The sequence below is a fragment of the Rickettsia endosymbiont of Cantharis rufa genome (genome assembly GCF_964026445.1).
Taxonomy (GTDB): domain Bacteria; phylum Pseudomonadota; class Alphaproteobacteria; order Rickettsiales; family Rickettsiaceae; genus Rickettsia.
The window spans coordinates 780,276-795,722 of the sequence record NZ_OZ032150.1 but is presented as its reverse complement, the minus strand read 5'-3'; the positions used below and the strand labels follow the sequence as shown (position 1 = coordinate 795,722).

The window sequence follows — 15,447 nt, the reverse complement described above, 5'->3', positions numbered from 1 at the left end:
AGATTTAATCCTACAGACACTATAAAAACTATATCTGAATGTCTGATAAGTTATGACTGTCAGATGAGTATTCAAGATATAAGATTTCGTTATTCTTTTCAACATCTAACTTTTTACTATCCATAAAAGTCTGCATAGGCGTTTTACCATAGCGATATTTACCGGAATGTGATCTTTCGTTATTGTAATGCTCTAACCAAATATCAAGATCTAGTTGTAGATCATCAAGATCAGTATAAATCTTTTTACGCATAGCTGTATCAAAGAATTCTTGTTTCATAGTTTTATTAAAGCGTTCACACATACCATTTGTTTGAGGAGAATATGCTTTAGTAGTAGTATACTCAATACCCTCAATGCTTAAGAACAATTCAAAAGCATGATACTCTATATTGCCCTTATATTTACCACCTCTATCAGTTAGAATACGAAGTACTGGTATTTGCTGACTCTCATACCACGGCAGTACTCTATCATTAAGCATGTCAGTAGCGGTAAAAGCTGTTTTATCAGTATATAATTTAGCATCTGTAACCCTAGTATAGCTATCAATAAATACCTGAGAATATACCTTGTCTATACCTTTAAAATTACCTACATAATATGTGTCTTGGCATCCTAGATAATCTGGATGCTGTGTATCTATTTCTCCATGAGCTTCTTTCTCGCTACGCCGTTTCTCTAATACTTGTAACTGAGCTTCGGTAAGAACAATACCATCCTGAGCCATTTTTACTTCTAATGCTTTAAGTCTTTTATTGATATTATTTAAATCATTACGTAGCCAAATTGATCTAACCCCCCAGGTGATACAAGAATACCAGTCTTTTTAAGCTCATTTGATACTCGCATCTGACCATAAGCTGGGTATTCTACCGCCATATCTAATACTGCTCTCTCTACCGCAGGATCAACTCTATTTGCTATAATTGGCTTCTTCCGGCTAATCTCATATAACGCCTCTTCTCCCCCAGTTTCATATAGCTCTTTGAACCTATAATAACTGTCCCTGCTGTATCCCATAGCTTTACACGCTGACGATATACTTCCAAGACTCCTAGCTAATCCCAGTAATCCTATTTTTGGCTTTATTATTTTTTGATTTAGATTCATTTCTAATCCTCTATTTAATACTTATCTTATTTTACTAAATGTAAGATTGAATCTCAGCTATTACACATAAAGTGTTATATCTTTGAATATAATATTAGCTCCATGCCCAGCAAAATAACATAAAAACTTTTCAGCCTACGTACAAATTAAGTTAAGAGTTTGTGTTGGCGTAAGCGGTGCTTTAGTCGTTGTGTTATTATCAAATATAATTTGCTGGGGTAGATAATCTACAATTAAATAATCAGTTTTATTTTGTGATGATTCTATAGGAGTTATTTTTCATCGACTATTATCCACTCCTTCTTCCGGCCTTAGAGGAAAATCTACCAATGCTCTTGATATTACATTTGGAATTAAGTTTGTTAAAAAGAATAATGTAAATGTTAGTGGATTTAACTGTAAATATGTTCCAGTCATATTTGGTATAGTATTAACCCATCCTTGCATTATATTCTTAATACAAAATTGTAATGTTTCTTTAAAATTCATTTGCATATCCTCTTGAATTACTTAACAAATATTAATATTTGTTAAGTTTTGAAGTACAGTAAATACGAATTTATATATGAATAAATTATAGATTTTGTGTAAATTAACCATTTTCGACTGCTCACGGCCTCGTCCGCATGGATGGAAGAAACTGCTCGCAATGACATAATAACAGAACACACCTCGGTTTAAAGCTTACAGATTAGAGATAAAATTTATAATTTATTATCTACGCAAGCGGGTAATTGGATTAATAATGAAATAAATTTATTCCTACAATCATTATTATAATTGACGTTTTCACTATTTATTGATATATATTCATATACATTTCTAATTTCTACTTCTAAATTGGGACGTCGCCAAGTGGTAAGGCAACGGTTTTTGATATCGTCATTCGGAGGTTCGAATCCTCCCGTCCCAGCCATTCGTCAATTTTCGATGTTTTTACAAAGCTATTAAACGGTGAACGCAGCATAAACCCAAGGTTTTCGCCGTTTATTTTTAGTGTCGAAAATACTATAGTGAACGCAGTTGAATTCAGTAAAAAGTAGCAGCTAATACATACAAACTAAATATTTTTTACTGCTTTATTCTGGTTATTTTTTCTTGATTCTAAAAGTGCCTCTACTTTTGATTTTGAAATTTAGGTTGAGTTGCCAATTCCCTAAGGTTTTCAGTATATTATATTTCAAATCCTATTTTCCGTATTCCATTTGTTGTTCAGCACAGTCATATTTTAATGACAATAGCTTAAAATATAAGAATAGTTGCACTAATAAGAAAAAGTGGTAAAATATCATATCGAACAAATTAAATATTATGAGTAACTATGCCGCAAATTTATTTTAACGGTCCGGAAGGACGAATTGAAGGAAGATATGTAAAAGCTGCATTGTCTAACGCTCCTATTGCATTAGTGCTTCATCCTCATCCTTTATATGATGGTAATATGAATAATACAGTAGTTTTTAACGCCTATAAGATTTTATCAAATAACGGTTATACCGTCTTATGTATTAATTTTAGAGGGGTAGGGGGATCACAAGGTAAATTTGATAATGGCGTCGGAGAAGTTGTAGATGCAGGGGCAGCCCTTGATTGGTTACAACAGAATAACCCAAATGCTCAGTCTAATCTGATATTAGGATTTTCGTTCGGAGCATGGATAGCTATGCAACTTGTAATGCGACGTCCGGAAATAAATCATTTTATTGCTATTTCACCGCCGGTTAATACAATTCACAAATACGATTTTTCATTTCTTTCACCCTGTCCTATTCCTGGATTTATATTACAAGGAGATAGCGATAGTATAGTATCGGCAGATGATGTAAAAGATCTAGCAAATAGATTATCTAAGCAACAATCACATATTAAAGTTGATTATAGAATTATCAGCGGAGCTGACCATTTCTTTCGTCATAGAACCGAAGATTTTGCTAAAGCAATAAATGATTATTTAATAACAATTCAATCTAATTATCATCAAAATAATAATAATAGTATGAATGAAGAAATTAGTAAGAGTCAAAAGAAACTATTTTTATATTAGTTTTTGTTGTGTGGTTCGAGAGGTTCGGTCTGCACTCGGTGTCATTCCTAACTCATCATTGTTGCGTGGATATAAAAAAGCGTTCGGTGTCATACCGTGGCTTGACCACGGTATCCAGAAAATAATAAAAAATACTAATATTATTAGTATTTTTACTGAAACCTGTGAATAAATCACGGGATGACAGCGGTGAAATTGATCCACGTAACAATGCCTTGCGAGGAGCGAAGCAATAATCTAGAAAAATAATTAAAAATTCTGTAAATCAGAATTTTTTTACTAGATTGCTTCGTAGAAGCTTGTAGTTTCTTTTCGCAATGACGGAAAAAACCGAATCACGCAACAATGCCTTGCAGGAATGACATAAAAGAAGCTATGTAACAACATTTAAAACTCTAAATAAGCTTCTATCGCCAGAATTAATATCTCATCTTTTTTAGCATCTAACTCCCTAGTTAATTCTTCGTAAATTTGTCTATCTGATAAAGCAGTGAATTTTTTAAATAGCTGTACTAGTTTTAAAGAAGGGATAATACGAAAAGCATCCTTTAATATTTTGCTCTTTTTATTAACATTAAGCTTATCATTTAAATTAAAGTAAAATTCTAGCAATTCACTGTTATAAAAATTTAACTCTACAGCCGTTTCCAAATAATCTATAGCATTAGCCGTATTATTACTTTCTACTTCTTGCTTCGCTGCTAATAAATAATACCCAGCAATTTCTTGAGTTTGCGGTAGTATAGAACCGTGCTTATGAAATTTTGTAAGCTTATTCGTTATAAAAGTAAATTTTGTCCATAGAGAAAGCTTTCCGTAACAACGCATTAAAGTAATTAAATTGTCACTATTAAGTTCATTTAAATTATAAGCCTTTATTGCATAATTTTCTGCTTCACTATACAAAGATTTCTCATAATAAAGCTTCGCTAGGTTTTTGCTACCATAAAAAACAAATTCTTTAGATGTAATAAGTTTTTGAAAATAGGAAATTTTTGTATCTACATCCTCTTCAGTTACGGCTAAGATTAAATTATGGAATTCTTGTGAATCTTTTAGATCTTCAGAAGATAAATTTTTGCGGGCAATAGAAGCAGATTTAGCTTTATTACTCATAATATATTCGGCAAAAGCTAAAATTAAAGCATATCTATCATGATTAATTTTTCGTTTATTAAAAATATTATGTATTTTAGACGGTAAATCGATAATTAATATTAGAAATCTAATGACAATAGAACAAGAAATTAGTAATGAAAGCCCTGAAATAAGACTAGAAAACAACGTAGTTTCAATATTATAATCGCATAAACTAATAAAAACTTTTGAATCAAAGCTCTCTATTAAAGTAAACCCGAAATAAAACAGTAAAAAAATAGCACATATTAACAATAATCTAAGCATCTTTATTTACAAACTCTTGCATAAATTTTTCTGAATAAAGAAAATCGATTAGATAGTTTAATTTCTCTAAAACTAAGGCCTTATCTTGTTCTTTTATTATCATAGCAGAAGGTTTTTTCTCAATTTTAATAAATTTCTCCAGCCATTTATGGTTGGTAGGAAAAACTACTTCCGTACTACTTGGTTTAGAGAAAAGATGATTATTATTATATGCTTCTAAGCTATTTAAAATATTCCTTATATCTTGAGGTAACGGATAGGAATTTACTATTCCTAGCTCCTTATTATAATCCTTATCTTGCATAAAATTATATACTAATAAATTTACGCTTAATAAGTAGTGAATATAATCTACAGGATATGATTTAGGAGTATCGTCAATTGATTTGAATGTGCCTACCTTATCATTCATCACTTTTCTATTAGTTATAGGCTCTACTCTTGGCTCCTTGTCCCCGAATGAGGTTGAATTGACTATAGTTTCTAGTCTCTGTTCGGGCGGTGCTTCAGAAAACTTTAAGGAACTTACATAATTTAAAAGAGATTTAGTAGATAATAGTGGTACTTCATTTTTTTCTTCACTAATATTTGATTTATTTTCTTCTATCGTATCAAATGTTTGACTTAAATCTTTGGCATCACTTTTAAACAATTTTAAAATATCAGATCTATTATGGTACAAGGTAAAAGAAGATAAGACAAATATTACTATTGCTATAAAAAAGATGTTTCTACTTTTAAATAAACTATCAAATTTTTGCATTTTCGGATAATAACTTGATTATATCGTTAGGGTTTTGATAGTCACAATAAATCACATTTTTTATAAAAGGTCTAACTATATTTGCGACTTTCAAACTTATAGCTATAACTAAACTACCTTGTAAGTATTCTAGTAAATTATTTTGCAGTAATAATCTTACTAAAGTCGTAGCACTATTCTGAGAATAAAGAAGTACAAAGTCAATATCGCTTTTAAATTCCTTTATAATAGATAAGGGCAGCTCATTCAAATATTCTACATTATAAATGATATGTCTAGCTATTTTATTAGGTAAATCTTTAGTAATTTCATTTGAAGATAAATATATAGTCTGCTCATATAAATCAGGAGGAAAATGCTTGATCAAATCTTCGACGTTTTTAGCGACATAGGCTACTTTCTTGCCTAATAATTGTTTTGACTTATTACCTACTACCCAAATATCTTGTTTCAAGTTATATACCCTTGATGCTTCAAGATTTGGTACGTCAAATTTCGGAACTCGCCTGTGCTCACGTATTTTTACTACTTGTGCAGGCTCGCCGCTTATTTGACTGTAGGCTTTTGAAGTATCTGCGGTATAATCGGCTAAGATACTTGCCGCATATTTACTAGTAATGATTACATTTAAATAATTATCTAAAATATTAATATTAAAATCTAATGTTTCATATTTAATTAGAGAGCAATGAATATAACGTAAATCTAGATTATATTTACTTATTTCCTTTATAGTTTCATTGTTTTCTTCGATATTTCTAGTTAATAAAACCGATTTCATACAATATTTGCACTCCTATATAAAAAGCAACCACCCAAATAATAATAGCAGCTATTTTATTAATTATAGTTAAAATCGTACTACTTTTATTTAATTTTCTAATATTACAACCTGCAACTGCTAAAGAAAAAAACCACATCCAAGATATAAGTATGCAAGTTAAGGTAAATATAATTTTTGCACTACCGTTATGCTTTAAAGCGTTAGTACCTATTACTACAATCGTATCCATAATTGCATGCGGATTTAATATTGACACCGATATAGCAAATAAAATTTGTTTCTTAGCTGAAAAAGTTCCCGAATTCATTGTAAGATCAATAGGCGGCTGATTCCAAGTATTATATCCCATATAAATTAAAAAAATAAATCCAACAATAAATATAGATAATTTTAGTGCAGGAATTTCAAAAATTATCAAAGATAAACCAAGAACGGCAATACATATAAGGATAGTATCGCACAGCGAAGCAGCTATGATACTTGGTAAAGCTTTTTGAAATTTCGGTTGTGTAGCTCCTTGGTTAAATATAAAAATATTTTGTACTCCGAGCGGTACTATTAAACCGAGTGCTAAAATGATGCCATGTAAAAAAGCATTTAATATATCATTATTCATTTAATCTATTATACTTATTATTATCATTGCACATAATAAGACCATACCCACAATTATTATGGATCCTATTTTATTAATTATTTTTAACAATATAACATATTTTAATCAATATGTTATATTACATTTAGATATTTTTTTATAATGCCACTAAGAATTTACTATATTAGATTCTGAGAATATTTTTAATCAATTTAAAATAACAAAAGTTTAAAAAAATTATGCACATTTTCATTTTATCTCTATTAACTAAATTTTGTTTGTTCTTTTCATTTGCCGTAAGAGCTAATGATACAACGGTTACCATTTCTAATAATGCCGTTATATATACAAAATCAAATGATATTAGTATGGATTTAGAAATTTAAAAAATATCTACTGAGTAAATTGATATTGAGTATCAATTTACTAACCATAGTAATAACGATATTATAACGCAGGTTATTTTTCCTCTTCCCCTTTTACCGGTTAGCTTAGAAAATATATGTCTTCTCTCCCACCGGACTGAACTTTATAAATCATATTTATTGAATGTAGAGACAAAAAAAATCTACCTATAGTCCTACTGATTTTAAACGCACTGTTAATGGACAGGAATATAATTATGGCATTATTATACGTGCTATTGATAAGGATGGAAAGGATATCACTAATATTCTAATTGACAATAATATCCTTATTCTTTCTTCAACTTATATAACGGGATGTTGGGATAGTGACGTTATTAATCATCAGCTAAAAGAAAAACTTACAAAATTAAACCTTATTGATGACCAAGATAGGATTCTTTGGCAATTTCAGATGAGTTATGTATGGGAACAAACTTTTCCTGCTAAAAAAAACTGTAGATATTACTCATAGTTATAGTCCGCATGTTGGATATCAGTGGTTATCTGAGGACCTTGATTTCAATCACGAAAGTATAATTGAAGGTAAATTCCTTGAAAAGGATGATAACCTTGCTAATTATTGTGTTAGTACTACAGATTATGAGTTAATTCTATCAAAGTTTAAAGAAAAATCATCATCTCGTGTATTAGAAGTGCATTATATCTTATCAACAGGAGCGAATTGGAAAGGAGCAATTAAAAAATTTCGTCTTGAAATTACCCCTCCAACAACATCTATCTCTATTATACTCGGTTGTATTGAAATTCCTTTAAAAAAAGAGAAGAGGGAGTGTATATTTATGAACTAGAAAATTTTACTCCAAAACAAGATCTTAAAATTCTGTGTATTGGTAACTATTAAAATATAGAGTAATATCTTAATTCATTCGTTGTAATTTAGTTTTTATTTTTAATAATATTAGCAAAGAGGGGATAGTTATAATAGTAGTAAATAAAAAGAAATTTTGCCAACCGAAATTTACTACCATATAGCCTGAAATTATAGGAAAAATTGAACGTGAAATCCCCATCATCGATGAAAGGAAAGAATATTGGGTAGCTCGAAACTTACCTTGGCAGAGCGAAGAAATAAGAGCGATATAAGCAGTCATCGTCATACCGCCAGTAATACTTTCTATTCCTATCGTAATAAATAATAATAAAGAATTTTTACCGTTTATCTCAAGAAAAATAAATAAAATATGACCTAAAGCGTGAATAATACCAAATAAAAATATACTATTTAATATATTTTTATGTTTCATAATAACACCGCCGACGAGTCCACCGATTATAGCTCCTACAACACCCCAAAACTTTCCGACGCTTGCTATCTCAAAAGCATCATACCCAAGATGAAGCAAAAACGGATTAATCATAACATTAATTAAGTTATCCGGTAATCTATATAATACTAGGAAAATTAATATAAGAATAATGAAATAGGAGAGGCTGATGTCATTCCCGCTTTCTATACCATTCCCGCGGAAGCGGGAATCCAGAAAGATCTTTAAGAAATTAGAATAATAACGTTTTATAAAAAATTCATTCTTATTTTGGTTGTTTTCTGGATTCCCGCTTCCGTGGGAATGGTATATTCTTTCTTCAACGACACCAAAAGAATTAGCGTATCTAGCAGCTAAAATAAGTAACATCAAATAAATAAATACTAAACCGGCAAAGATTTTATATATTTCATTAAATGTTAAGTAAATAGATAAGTAGATAGCTCCGGAACCTGCAAGAAGCATACCGATCCGATAACCGAATATATATATTCCTGAAGTAAACCCAAGCGATTCTTTAGGTACTATTTCCGTTCTTAAAGCACTTAATATAGTATCTTGTGCAGCACTAAAAAAAGAAATAATTAAAGCTGTGAAAGCAAATAATAATAGATTAGTACTAGGATCTAGAAAGCTAAAAATATATATAAAGAATATTAATGCACTACTAGTTAAGCAAATCCAAGATAATCTATGACCGAATATTTTATTTAAATATTTAATTTGCACTGCATCAAAAATCGGTGCTAATAAAAAATTAATAGAGTAGGGAAGCGTTATGAATGATAATATACCGATTGTTTGCAGTGCTATATCTTCTTTAGCAAGCCAATAATTTAAGGTATTACCGGTAATCATTAGATTAAAACCGCTAATAAGCCCAAACAACCAAATAATACATAAACGAGAGTTATTTAACATAAAGCCTATAATAACTGAAGATAAGCAAATAATCTAATCTAATTATTGCTCTTTCTGTTATTAATTGTTAAAATCCGTACATTAATTTTTTATAAATATAAATGTCTCGTACGAATCTAATACTATCCTTTTTTATTTTTCTAATGATAGTAGTTATTTCTACTTTTTTTGTAAGTAATTACAGAATGCACAAAGATACAAGTTGTATTATGGATATTGGACCTTATAGTTATAATAGGTTCTATAGTACCATACGTGAAGATCAATTAAATTTTGATTTAGCACTTGAGTGGTTAGATAGTAAATCTTTAAGATCAAAAGATAAAGCAAGGTTAGAAAAAATTTGTTCTTTTCAAGTAGAAGACGGAATGATACGTTTAGAGATAGCAAAGGGTTATGATTGCTTACTACGTCTGTATCTAGACAAAAATGCTACTTTAATTCAGCAATGTAAAGCAATTAAAAATGGTAGTTACGGTTTAGATACTTTATATACTAAAAAAGCTGCAATTAATTTAGCTAAACTCATTATTTTAGGTTATGAGGAAAAGGTAAAGAAAGTATTAGATATAAAAAATGACGATGATTTTACAAAATATTTAAGCGGTTATACAGCAAGTGAAATAGTTTTTTTAAATAGTTTAATCTCACTTAATATACCGGAGCTTACTGCAAAATGCCTATATAGGCTTAGTTTAATTCATTTACTCGGTAGGTCATCTTTTAATGAAAAAACTATACAAACCGATTACAGGCTTGCTATAGAAGAAATACAAAATGTAATTAAATTAACCGGTATAAGGCGAAATAACATACTCGATATAGCATTGATTATTAATGATAAATTTGCTCCTCATGCCGCCACAGTAATTTCTTCCAGTTTACTAAATAGCGATTTAGATACTTTCTATAGATTTCATATTGTTATGAATCCAAATGACCTTGTTACAGGGGAATCAATGGAAAAATTAGCTTCCATGAAATATATACGTGATTATTCCATAGACTTTATTCCTTTTTCTGAAAATATATTGAATCAAGAGTTAACTGATAAGAAAGTTAAATTTTCAGATATGTGGCCTTCTTTAGTAATGTATCGTTTATATCTTGACCAAATCTTTCCCCATCTAGATTCTATATTATATCTTGATGCAGATATTGTAGTGCTGCGTGATTTGAATTCTTTTAAAAAGATAGATATGAGTAATTATATCGCAGCAGGTAGTATAGACACACCTTTTACATATTGTAGTGATAAAGTAATGAATGAATGTAATAGAGATATGGTTAGTTCTTATAAAAATAGCGGTGTTATATTTTTTAACTTAAAAAACATGAGAGAAGAATCCGGTAAAAATATGATTTTAGAAGCACTACAAAATTCTAAGTGTAAATTTCCTTTTCCCGATCAAGATTTATTAAATATTACTTTTCATGATTACATTTATCCTTTATCTATGAGATGGAACTTTTGCACGCATTTTGATAATAAAAGCCCTTACCTTTCTTATTTTATTCTGCATTATGCGGGACGCAAACCATGGACCAACGATAAGCAGGAATTATGGAAGACAAATCAGGGTAAGTTAGATAAGATCACAAAATATTATTGGCGATATAGAGAAATAACACCTTGGAACAGTATAAATTGATTATTTTAATTGACTTTAGTACTTAAGAGATTTAAAAGTTAACTTTAATATATAAGGTTACAATAAAAATGTTATCGCCTAAAATTTTCTTTGAAAAAGTTAAGGAGATAATTTGGCCTATAGAAAGGAAAGAATTAAAGTTATTTATACTCATGGCTTTAATGATGTTATGTATCCTTTTTAATTTTGGGACTTTAAGATCTATCAAGGATAGCTTAGTGGTACCATCTATGGGTGCTGAAATTATTAGCTTCTTAAAATTATGGTTAGTATTACCTTCGTGCATAATCTTTACTGTACTTTACGTTAAACTTAGTAACAAATTAAATTTTGAATATATTTTCTACATTATAGTCGGAAGTTTTTTACTATTTTTCTTATTATTTGCTTATATTATTTATCCAAATCAAGATATTTATCACCCTAATGGTGAAATGATAAGTAATTTAATTGCTTCATACCCTAATTTTAAATGGTTCATTAAGATAGGTAGTAAATGGAGTTATGCACTTATGTATATTTTCTCGGAATTATGGAGTGCAGTAGTTATAAACTTAATGTTTTGGCAGTTTGCCAATCACATTTTTGATACTAGCAAAGCTAAAAGATTCTATCCTGTTCTTGGAATGGTTGGCAATATTGGTCTTATAATGGCAGGCAGTGTACTTGTCTATTTCTCAGACGGGCAGAGCGTTATTGATTCAAAATTATTACCAAATTCCTTTAATTCAACTGCCGGAGAATCTATAATGCTTCAGCCTATCATGTCAATTATTGTTGCCGCAGGAATAATTGCTATGCTTCTATTTAGAGTAATAAATAGATTTATTCTAACGGATTCCATAAATGTTTTAGATACAAAAAAAGTTACGGCTAAAACGAAAACAAAACTTTCGGTAGTTGAAAGTATTAAATTAGTAATGCACTCAAAGTATATAGGTCGTATTGCTTTATTAATAATCTGTTATGGATTATTAATAAATATAGTTGAAGGACCGTGGAAAGCAAAAATAAAAGAATTATATCCAAGCACTATAGACTATGTTAATTTTATGGGCAGGTTTAATATTTGGATGGGGATATCATGTGTTACTTTCATGATAATAGGCAGCAATATTCTTAGAAGACTAGGTTGGCTTATTTCTGCATTATTAACTCCTACTATGTTGTCTATTACCGGCTTGATGTTTTTTATCTTTATAATTTTTATTGAAGAAATAGGATCATGTTTCAATGATTTTAATCTTCTATATGCAGCGATTATTGTCGGAGCAATTCAGAACATACTTAGTAAGTCGTCTAAATATTCATTATTCGATTCAACAAAAGAAATGGCGTATATTCCTTTATCTTTAGAGCTTAGAACTAAGGGAAAAGCTGCCGTAGAGGTAATAGGTACTAAATTCGGTAAATCGCTCGGAGCATTTATCCAGTCTTTAATATTTATTATTATTCCGACTGCTACCTTTGATTCTATTATAATATATTTATTAGTAATCTTTATAGCTATGATGAGTTTATGGATTTGGAATGTTATAAAATTGAATAAGGAATATACAAAATTGTGTAAATAAAAGATATAGGTCATTCCTGCCAAAGGGCTTTGTTATAGGACGGATACGTCATCCCTGCTTTCGAGGGAATGACATCGATATTACAAAAATACCAAAATAATGAAAAAAACTCTTGAAGTCATATTATTTATAACTATCTTTATTATACTCGCATATAGTGGGCTGTGGTTTGCTATTATGCTCTCTTTATCACATTCTATAAACCAAAAATATGCCGGTACTGATCTTAATATAGAAGAGACTGATAATAATTCTAATCATCAATATCTTATTAAATTTTCCAAAGTTCAGCCCCATGGTTTTCCTTTTAAACTAGGTATTTCGGTAATTAATTGGCAAGAAGAGAGCATTAATAGAGCAATTGAATTTACCTCACCGATAAATATCGGTTATGATTTACTTAAGCAGAATTTATTTATAAATTTTTCCGGAGAAGCATTCGGAAGATTTAAGCCGGTTCAAAGAGGATTTGGAGTAAGATTTTATAATGATAACTGTATATTATCAGCAAAAATTCCTTTAAATTTTAAACTATTTGAAATAGTACGATCAAAGAAAGATTTATTTGAAGTTATAAATTTAATAAAAAATATTAAATTTACCTCTGGTAAAACAGAAATTTTTGACTTATTAGATAATCAAAAATTATACGAAGAAGATCATACTATATTTACTATGTTATTTGACAAAAGTAAGTATTATATAAGCAAACAGGATTTTCTCGATAATATACCGCAAAAATTAGAAATTTATTATGAAACCGAAATAGTACAAAGTAACCTTGAAGATCGAATAATACCTGCCGGCTTATTATTATATAGACTCGCCTGGAATAATAATTTCAAATTTTCCGGTAATTTCTTGATTAGTACTAGTAATTTGCATTTTAAAGATATTGCTAAAGATTTAACAATCGAAGTTACTAATGCAAAAATAAATAGTAATAACTTTGAAAATAATATTAATTTATTATATAAAGGTAAGTTAAACGATTCCGGCAATAATAATATTGATCTTTTGGTAAATTCACAATTTAAGCTAAAACCAGGTTTTATAATAGGTTTATTAGAATTTATAAAGAAATATTACGATAAGCAAACCTATCCGTTTAAACTTTCCGATAATAAGATATATAAAGATTTTAATAATGAACTAAGCTATATTTTTAATAATAAACAATATAATTTTAGTATTTTTGAAGATAGGCGATATAATTTTAATTTAAATATTAATTTAGTTATTGAATTAAATAAATTAACTAGGGCGCAGATAAACAGCTTAAGTCTATATTCAAAGCTATCTGGATTTAATATAACAAATGAAACTATAGTAAATACCCTTAAAGATTCTTATAGTAAGGGTACAATAGTAATTAATGATTACCCTAGAATAATAGATGTTTTAAGCCCATATATATATGGGGTAAGGAATTTTAAAAACTTTTCGGAAGAGAGTAAGGAAGTATACGGAGATGCTTTAAAATTATTTTTAAAAACCATTTCCGATCATCCAAATTCATCTAATTTAATTGACGCTAGTATTGAATATGTATTTGATTTATCCGATTTAAACAAAGCTAAAATAGGTACTATAGATGATGTAAATAAACTTATACCTTTATATTATTTATCTTTATATCAAGCAGCAGTAAAAAAAGTGAAACCTGGGGAAAGCATAAAAGCAAAAATTATGGAATTAATTCCTAATGTTAATCAAAAAATATTAGAAGAATGTATACTGCCCGACAATGTCACCCCGTGACTTGATCACCGGATCTAGTTAAAAATACTATTAATATCGTGGTCAAGCCACGGTATGACACCGAGTGCGGGAATCTAGCAATAATAAAAATACAATGAATATTATAGTAAAAATACAGCAAGATTTAAAAGATGAAGTAACTAAGTTAAATAATCTGATTATTAGCTGTTTAAAAAGCGATGAGGAATTAATAGAAATAGTCGGTAAATATTTACTGGAAGCAGGAGGTAAAAGAATTCGTCCACTTTTAACTATAATAACCGCTAAAATGTTTGGCTATGAAGGCGATAATCATATAAAGCTCGCAAGTGCCATTGAATTCATTCACACCGCCACCTTGCTTCATGATGATGTGGTGGACGACAGCACTTTAAGAAGATTCAAACCTACGGCTAACGTTATTTGGGGGAGTAAAACAAGTATTTTAGTCGGTGATTTCCTCTTTAGTCAGTCTTTTAGGTTAATGGTAGCTTCCGGCTCTATTAAAGCTATGAATGTTCTAGCTAAAGCTTCGGCAATTATTTCCGAAGGGGAGGTAATACAGCTAGTTAAGTTAAATGAGCGACGTATTATAACTATAGACGAATATCATCAAATAGTTAAATCTAAAACCGCCGAACTATTTGGATCTTCTTGCTTCGTTGGAGCTATTATAGCAGAGCAGGTAGACCATATTTCTAAAGATATGCAAGATTTTGGGAAATTACTCGGTACGATATTTCAAGTTATAGATGATTTACTGGATTATTTGAGTAATGACAAACAGGTAGGCAAAAACATCGGTGACGATTTTCTAGAAGGAAAAGTTACGTTACCGTTGATTTTTTTACATGATAAATTAGAGCAAGATAAGCAGCTTTGGCTTGAAAATGTAATTAAATGCGATAAGCGTACTAAAGACGATTTTATGCAAATACGTGACTTAATGGTAAAGCATGAAATTTACAATGAAACAGTTAGTTATTTGAGTAACTTAGAAAATGAAACAAATAAATTATTAAATAAAATCCCCGTTCAGAATATTTATAAAGATTATTTGTTTTCGATTATTAAATTTATTCTAAACCGTTCTTATTAATAGTTATTGTGTAAAGGCATTGTTGTGGATCAATTCTGCCCTCGTCATCCCGTGATTTATTCACG

The 15,447-nt window shown here is 29.6% G+C and carries 13 protein-coding genes, 1 tRNA gene and 1 pseudogene; 8 read left to right on the top strand and 7 right to left on the bottom strand.

Annotated features, from left to right (window positions below):
• Nucleotides 1-28: 28 nt before the first annotated feature.
• Nucleotides 29-1,113: pseudogene (locus AAGD46_RS04510) on the bottom strand (IS481 family transposase).
• Nucleotides 1,114-1,392: 279 nt separating this feature from the next.
• Nucleotides 1,393-1,608, bottom strand: coding sequence for a hypothetical protein (locus AAGD46_RS04505; protein WP_341786708.1), 216 nt, complete (start codon nt 1,606-1,608; stop codon nt 1,393-1,395).
• Nucleotides 1,609-1,954: 346 nt separating this feature from the next.
• On the opposite strand from AAGD46_RS04505, the gene AAGD46_RS04500 reads away from it, so the two are divergent.
• Together AAGD46_RS04500 and AAGD46_RS04495 are read left to right on the top strand one after the other, a co-directional pair.
• Nucleotides 1,955-2,029 (top strand) — tRNA-Gln (locus AAGD46_RS04500).
• A gap of 405 nt (nt 2,030-2,434) precedes the next feature.
• Nucleotides 2,435-3,157, top strand: coding sequence for an alpha/beta hydrolase (locus AAGD46_RS04495; protein WP_341786707.1), 723 nt, complete (start codon nt 2,435-2,437; stop codon nt 3,155-3,157).
• A gap of 387 nt (nt 3,158-3,544) precedes the next feature.
• Here AAGD46_RS04495 and AAGD46_RS04485 read toward each other — a convergent pair whose 3' ends face one another.
• The 4 genes from AAGD46_RS04485 to AAGD46_RS04470 are packed head-to-tail and all read right to left on the bottom strand — an operon-like array spanning nt 3,545 to nt 6,724.
• Nucleotides 3,545-4,561: a hypothetical protein gene (locus AAGD46_RS04485; RefSeq protein WP_341786706.1), complete on the bottom strand. Its 1,017-nt coding sequence runs from the start codon at nt 4,559-4,561 to the stop codon at nt 3,545-3,547.
• Nucleotides 4,554-5,324 carry a palindromic element RPE2 domain-containing protein gene (locus tag AAGD46_RS04480; RefSeq protein ID WP_341786705.1) on the bottom strand — a complete coding sequence of 257 codons (771 nt, stop codon included), beginning with the start codon at nt 5,322-5,324 and terminating at the stop codon, nt 4,554-4,556. The genes AAGD46_RS04485 and AAGD46_RS04480 overlap by 8 nt, the downstream gene beginning before the upstream one ends.
• Nucleotides 5,311-6,105, bottom strand: a complete 795-nt coding sequence (locus tag AAGD46_RS04475; RefSeq protein ID WP_341786703.1) for a palindromic element RPE5 domain-containing protein — start codon at nt 6,103-6,105, stop codon at nt 5,311-5,313. The genes AAGD46_RS04480 and AAGD46_RS04475 overlap by 14 nt, the downstream gene beginning before the upstream one ends.
• Nucleotides 6,083-6,724: a LysE/ArgO family amino acid transporter gene (locus AAGD46_RS04470; RefSeq protein ID WP_341786702.1), complete on the bottom strand. Its 642-nt coding sequence runs from the start codon at nt 6,722-6,724 to the stop codon at nt 6,083-6,085. The genes AAGD46_RS04475 and AAGD46_RS04470 overlap by 23 nt, the downstream gene beginning before the upstream one ends.
• A 606-nt stretch (nt 6,725-7,330) precedes the next feature.
• Between AAGD46_RS04470 and AAGD46_RS09085 the strand changes: the two genes are divergently transcribed.
• Together AAGD46_RS09085 and AAGD46_RS04465 are read left to right on the top strand one after the other, a co-directional pair.
• Nucleotides 7,331-7,582 carry a hypothetical protein gene (locus tag AAGD46_RS09085; RefSeq protein ID WP_410525974.1) on the top strand — a complete coding sequence of 84 codons (252 nt, stop codon included), beginning with the start codon at nt 7,331-7,333 and terminating at the stop codon, nt 7,580-7,582.
• The gene (locus tag AAGD46_RS04465; protein WP_341786701.1) at nt 7,530-7,919 is read left to right on the top strand and encodes a DUF4424 family protein; all 390 of its coding nucleotides are present in this window, start codon (nt 7,530-7,532) and stop codon (nt 7,917-7,919) included. The genes AAGD46_RS09085 and AAGD46_RS04465 overlap by 53 nt, the downstream gene beginning before the upstream one ends.
• 69 nt (nt 7,920-7,988) lie before the next feature.
• Here the strand turns inward: AAGD46_RS04465 and AAGD46_RS04460 are convergent, their stop codons facing one another.
• Entirely contained in the window at nt 7,989-9,317 is a 1,329-nt protein-coding gene (locus AAGD46_RS04460; RefSeq protein WP_341786700.1) for an AmpG family muropeptide MFS transporter, read from the bottom strand.
• 185 nt (nt 9,318-9,502) lie between these two features.
• On the opposite strand from AAGD46_RS04460, the gene AAGD46_RS04455 reads away from it, so the two are divergent.
• The 4 genes from AAGD46_RS04455 to AAGD46_RS04440 all read left to right on the top strand — a co-directional run bounded on the left by AAGD46_RS04455 (nt 9,503) and on the right by AAGD46_RS04440 (nt 15,382).
• A complete protein-coding gene (locus AAGD46_RS04455; RefSeq protein WP_341787898.1) occupies nt 9,503-10,969 on the top strand; it encodes a glycosyltransferase family 8 protein in 1,467 nt (488 codons plus the stop codon).
• A 68-nt stretch (nt 10,970-11,037) separates the two neighbouring features.
• Nucleotides 11,038-12,543 (top strand): nucleotide exchange transporter Tlc3, encoded by a 1,506-nt coding sequence (gene tlc3 / locus AAGD46_RS04450; RefSeq protein ID WP_341786699.1) that lies wholly within the window; start codon nt 11,038-11,040, stop codon nt 12,541-12,543.
• A gap of 99 nt (nt 12,544-12,642) precedes the next feature.
• Nucleotides 12,643-14,304 carry a hypothetical protein gene (locus AAGD46_RS04445; RefSeq protein ID WP_341786698.1) on the top strand — a complete coding sequence of 554 codons (1,662 nt, stop codon included), beginning with the start codon at nt 12,643-12,645 and terminating at the stop codon, nt 14,302-14,304.
• 94 nt (nt 14,305-14,398) lie between these two features.
• A complete protein-coding gene (locus tag AAGD46_RS04440; protein ID WP_341786697.1) occupies nt 14,399-15,382 on the top strand; it encodes a polyprenyl synthetase family protein in 984 nt (327 codons plus the stop codon).
• The last annotated feature ends 65 nt before the right edge of the window (nt 15,383-15,447 follow it).

Coding starts and splice junctions, on each gene's coding strand:
- AAGD46_RS04505 (WP_341786708.1), bottom strand. CDS start 1,608: ATGCAAATGAATTTTAAAGAAACATTACAATTTTGTATTAAGAATATA.
- AAGD46_RS04495 (WP_341786707.1), top strand. CDS start 2,435: ATGCCGCAAATTTATTTTAACGGTCCGGAAGGACGAATTGAAGGAAGA.
- AAGD46_RS04480 (WP_341786705.1), bottom strand. CDS start 5,324: ATGCAAAAATTTGATAGTTTATTTAAAAGTAGAAACATCTTTTTTATA.
- AAGD46_RS04460 (WP_341786700.1), bottom strand. CDS start 9,317: ATGTTAAATAACTCTCGTTTATGTATTATTTGGTTGTTTGGGCTTATT.
- AAGD46_RS04455 (WP_341787898.1), top strand. CDS start 9,503: ATGCACAAAGATACAAGTTGTATTATGGATATTGGACCTTATAGTTAT.
- AAGD46_RS04475 (WP_341786703.1), bottom strand. CDS start 6,105: ATGAAATCGGTTTTATTAACTAGAAATATCGAAGAAAACAATGAAACT.
- tlc3 (WP_341786699.1), top strand. CDS start 11,038: ATGTTATCGCCTAAAATTTTCTTTGAAAAAGTTAAGGAGATAATTTGG.
- AAGD46_RS04440 (WP_341786697.1), top strand. CDS start 14,399: ATGAATATTATAGTAAAAATACAGCAAGATTTAAAAGATGAAGTAACT.
- AAGD46_RS04445 (WP_341786698.1), top strand. CDS start 12,643: ATGAAAAAAACTCTTGAAGTCATATTATTTATAACTATCTTTATTATA.
- AAGD46_RS04465 (WP_341786701.1), top strand. CDS start 7,530: ATGTATGGGAACAAACTTTTCCTGCTAAAAAAAACTGTAGATATTACT.
- AAGD46_RS04470 (WP_341786702.1), bottom strand. CDS start 6,724: ATGAATAATGATATATTAAATGCTTTTTTACATGGCATCATTTTAGCA.
- AAGD46_RS04485 (WP_341786706.1), bottom strand. CDS start 4,561: ATGCTTAGATTATTGTTAATATGTGCTATTTTTTTACTGTTTTATTTC.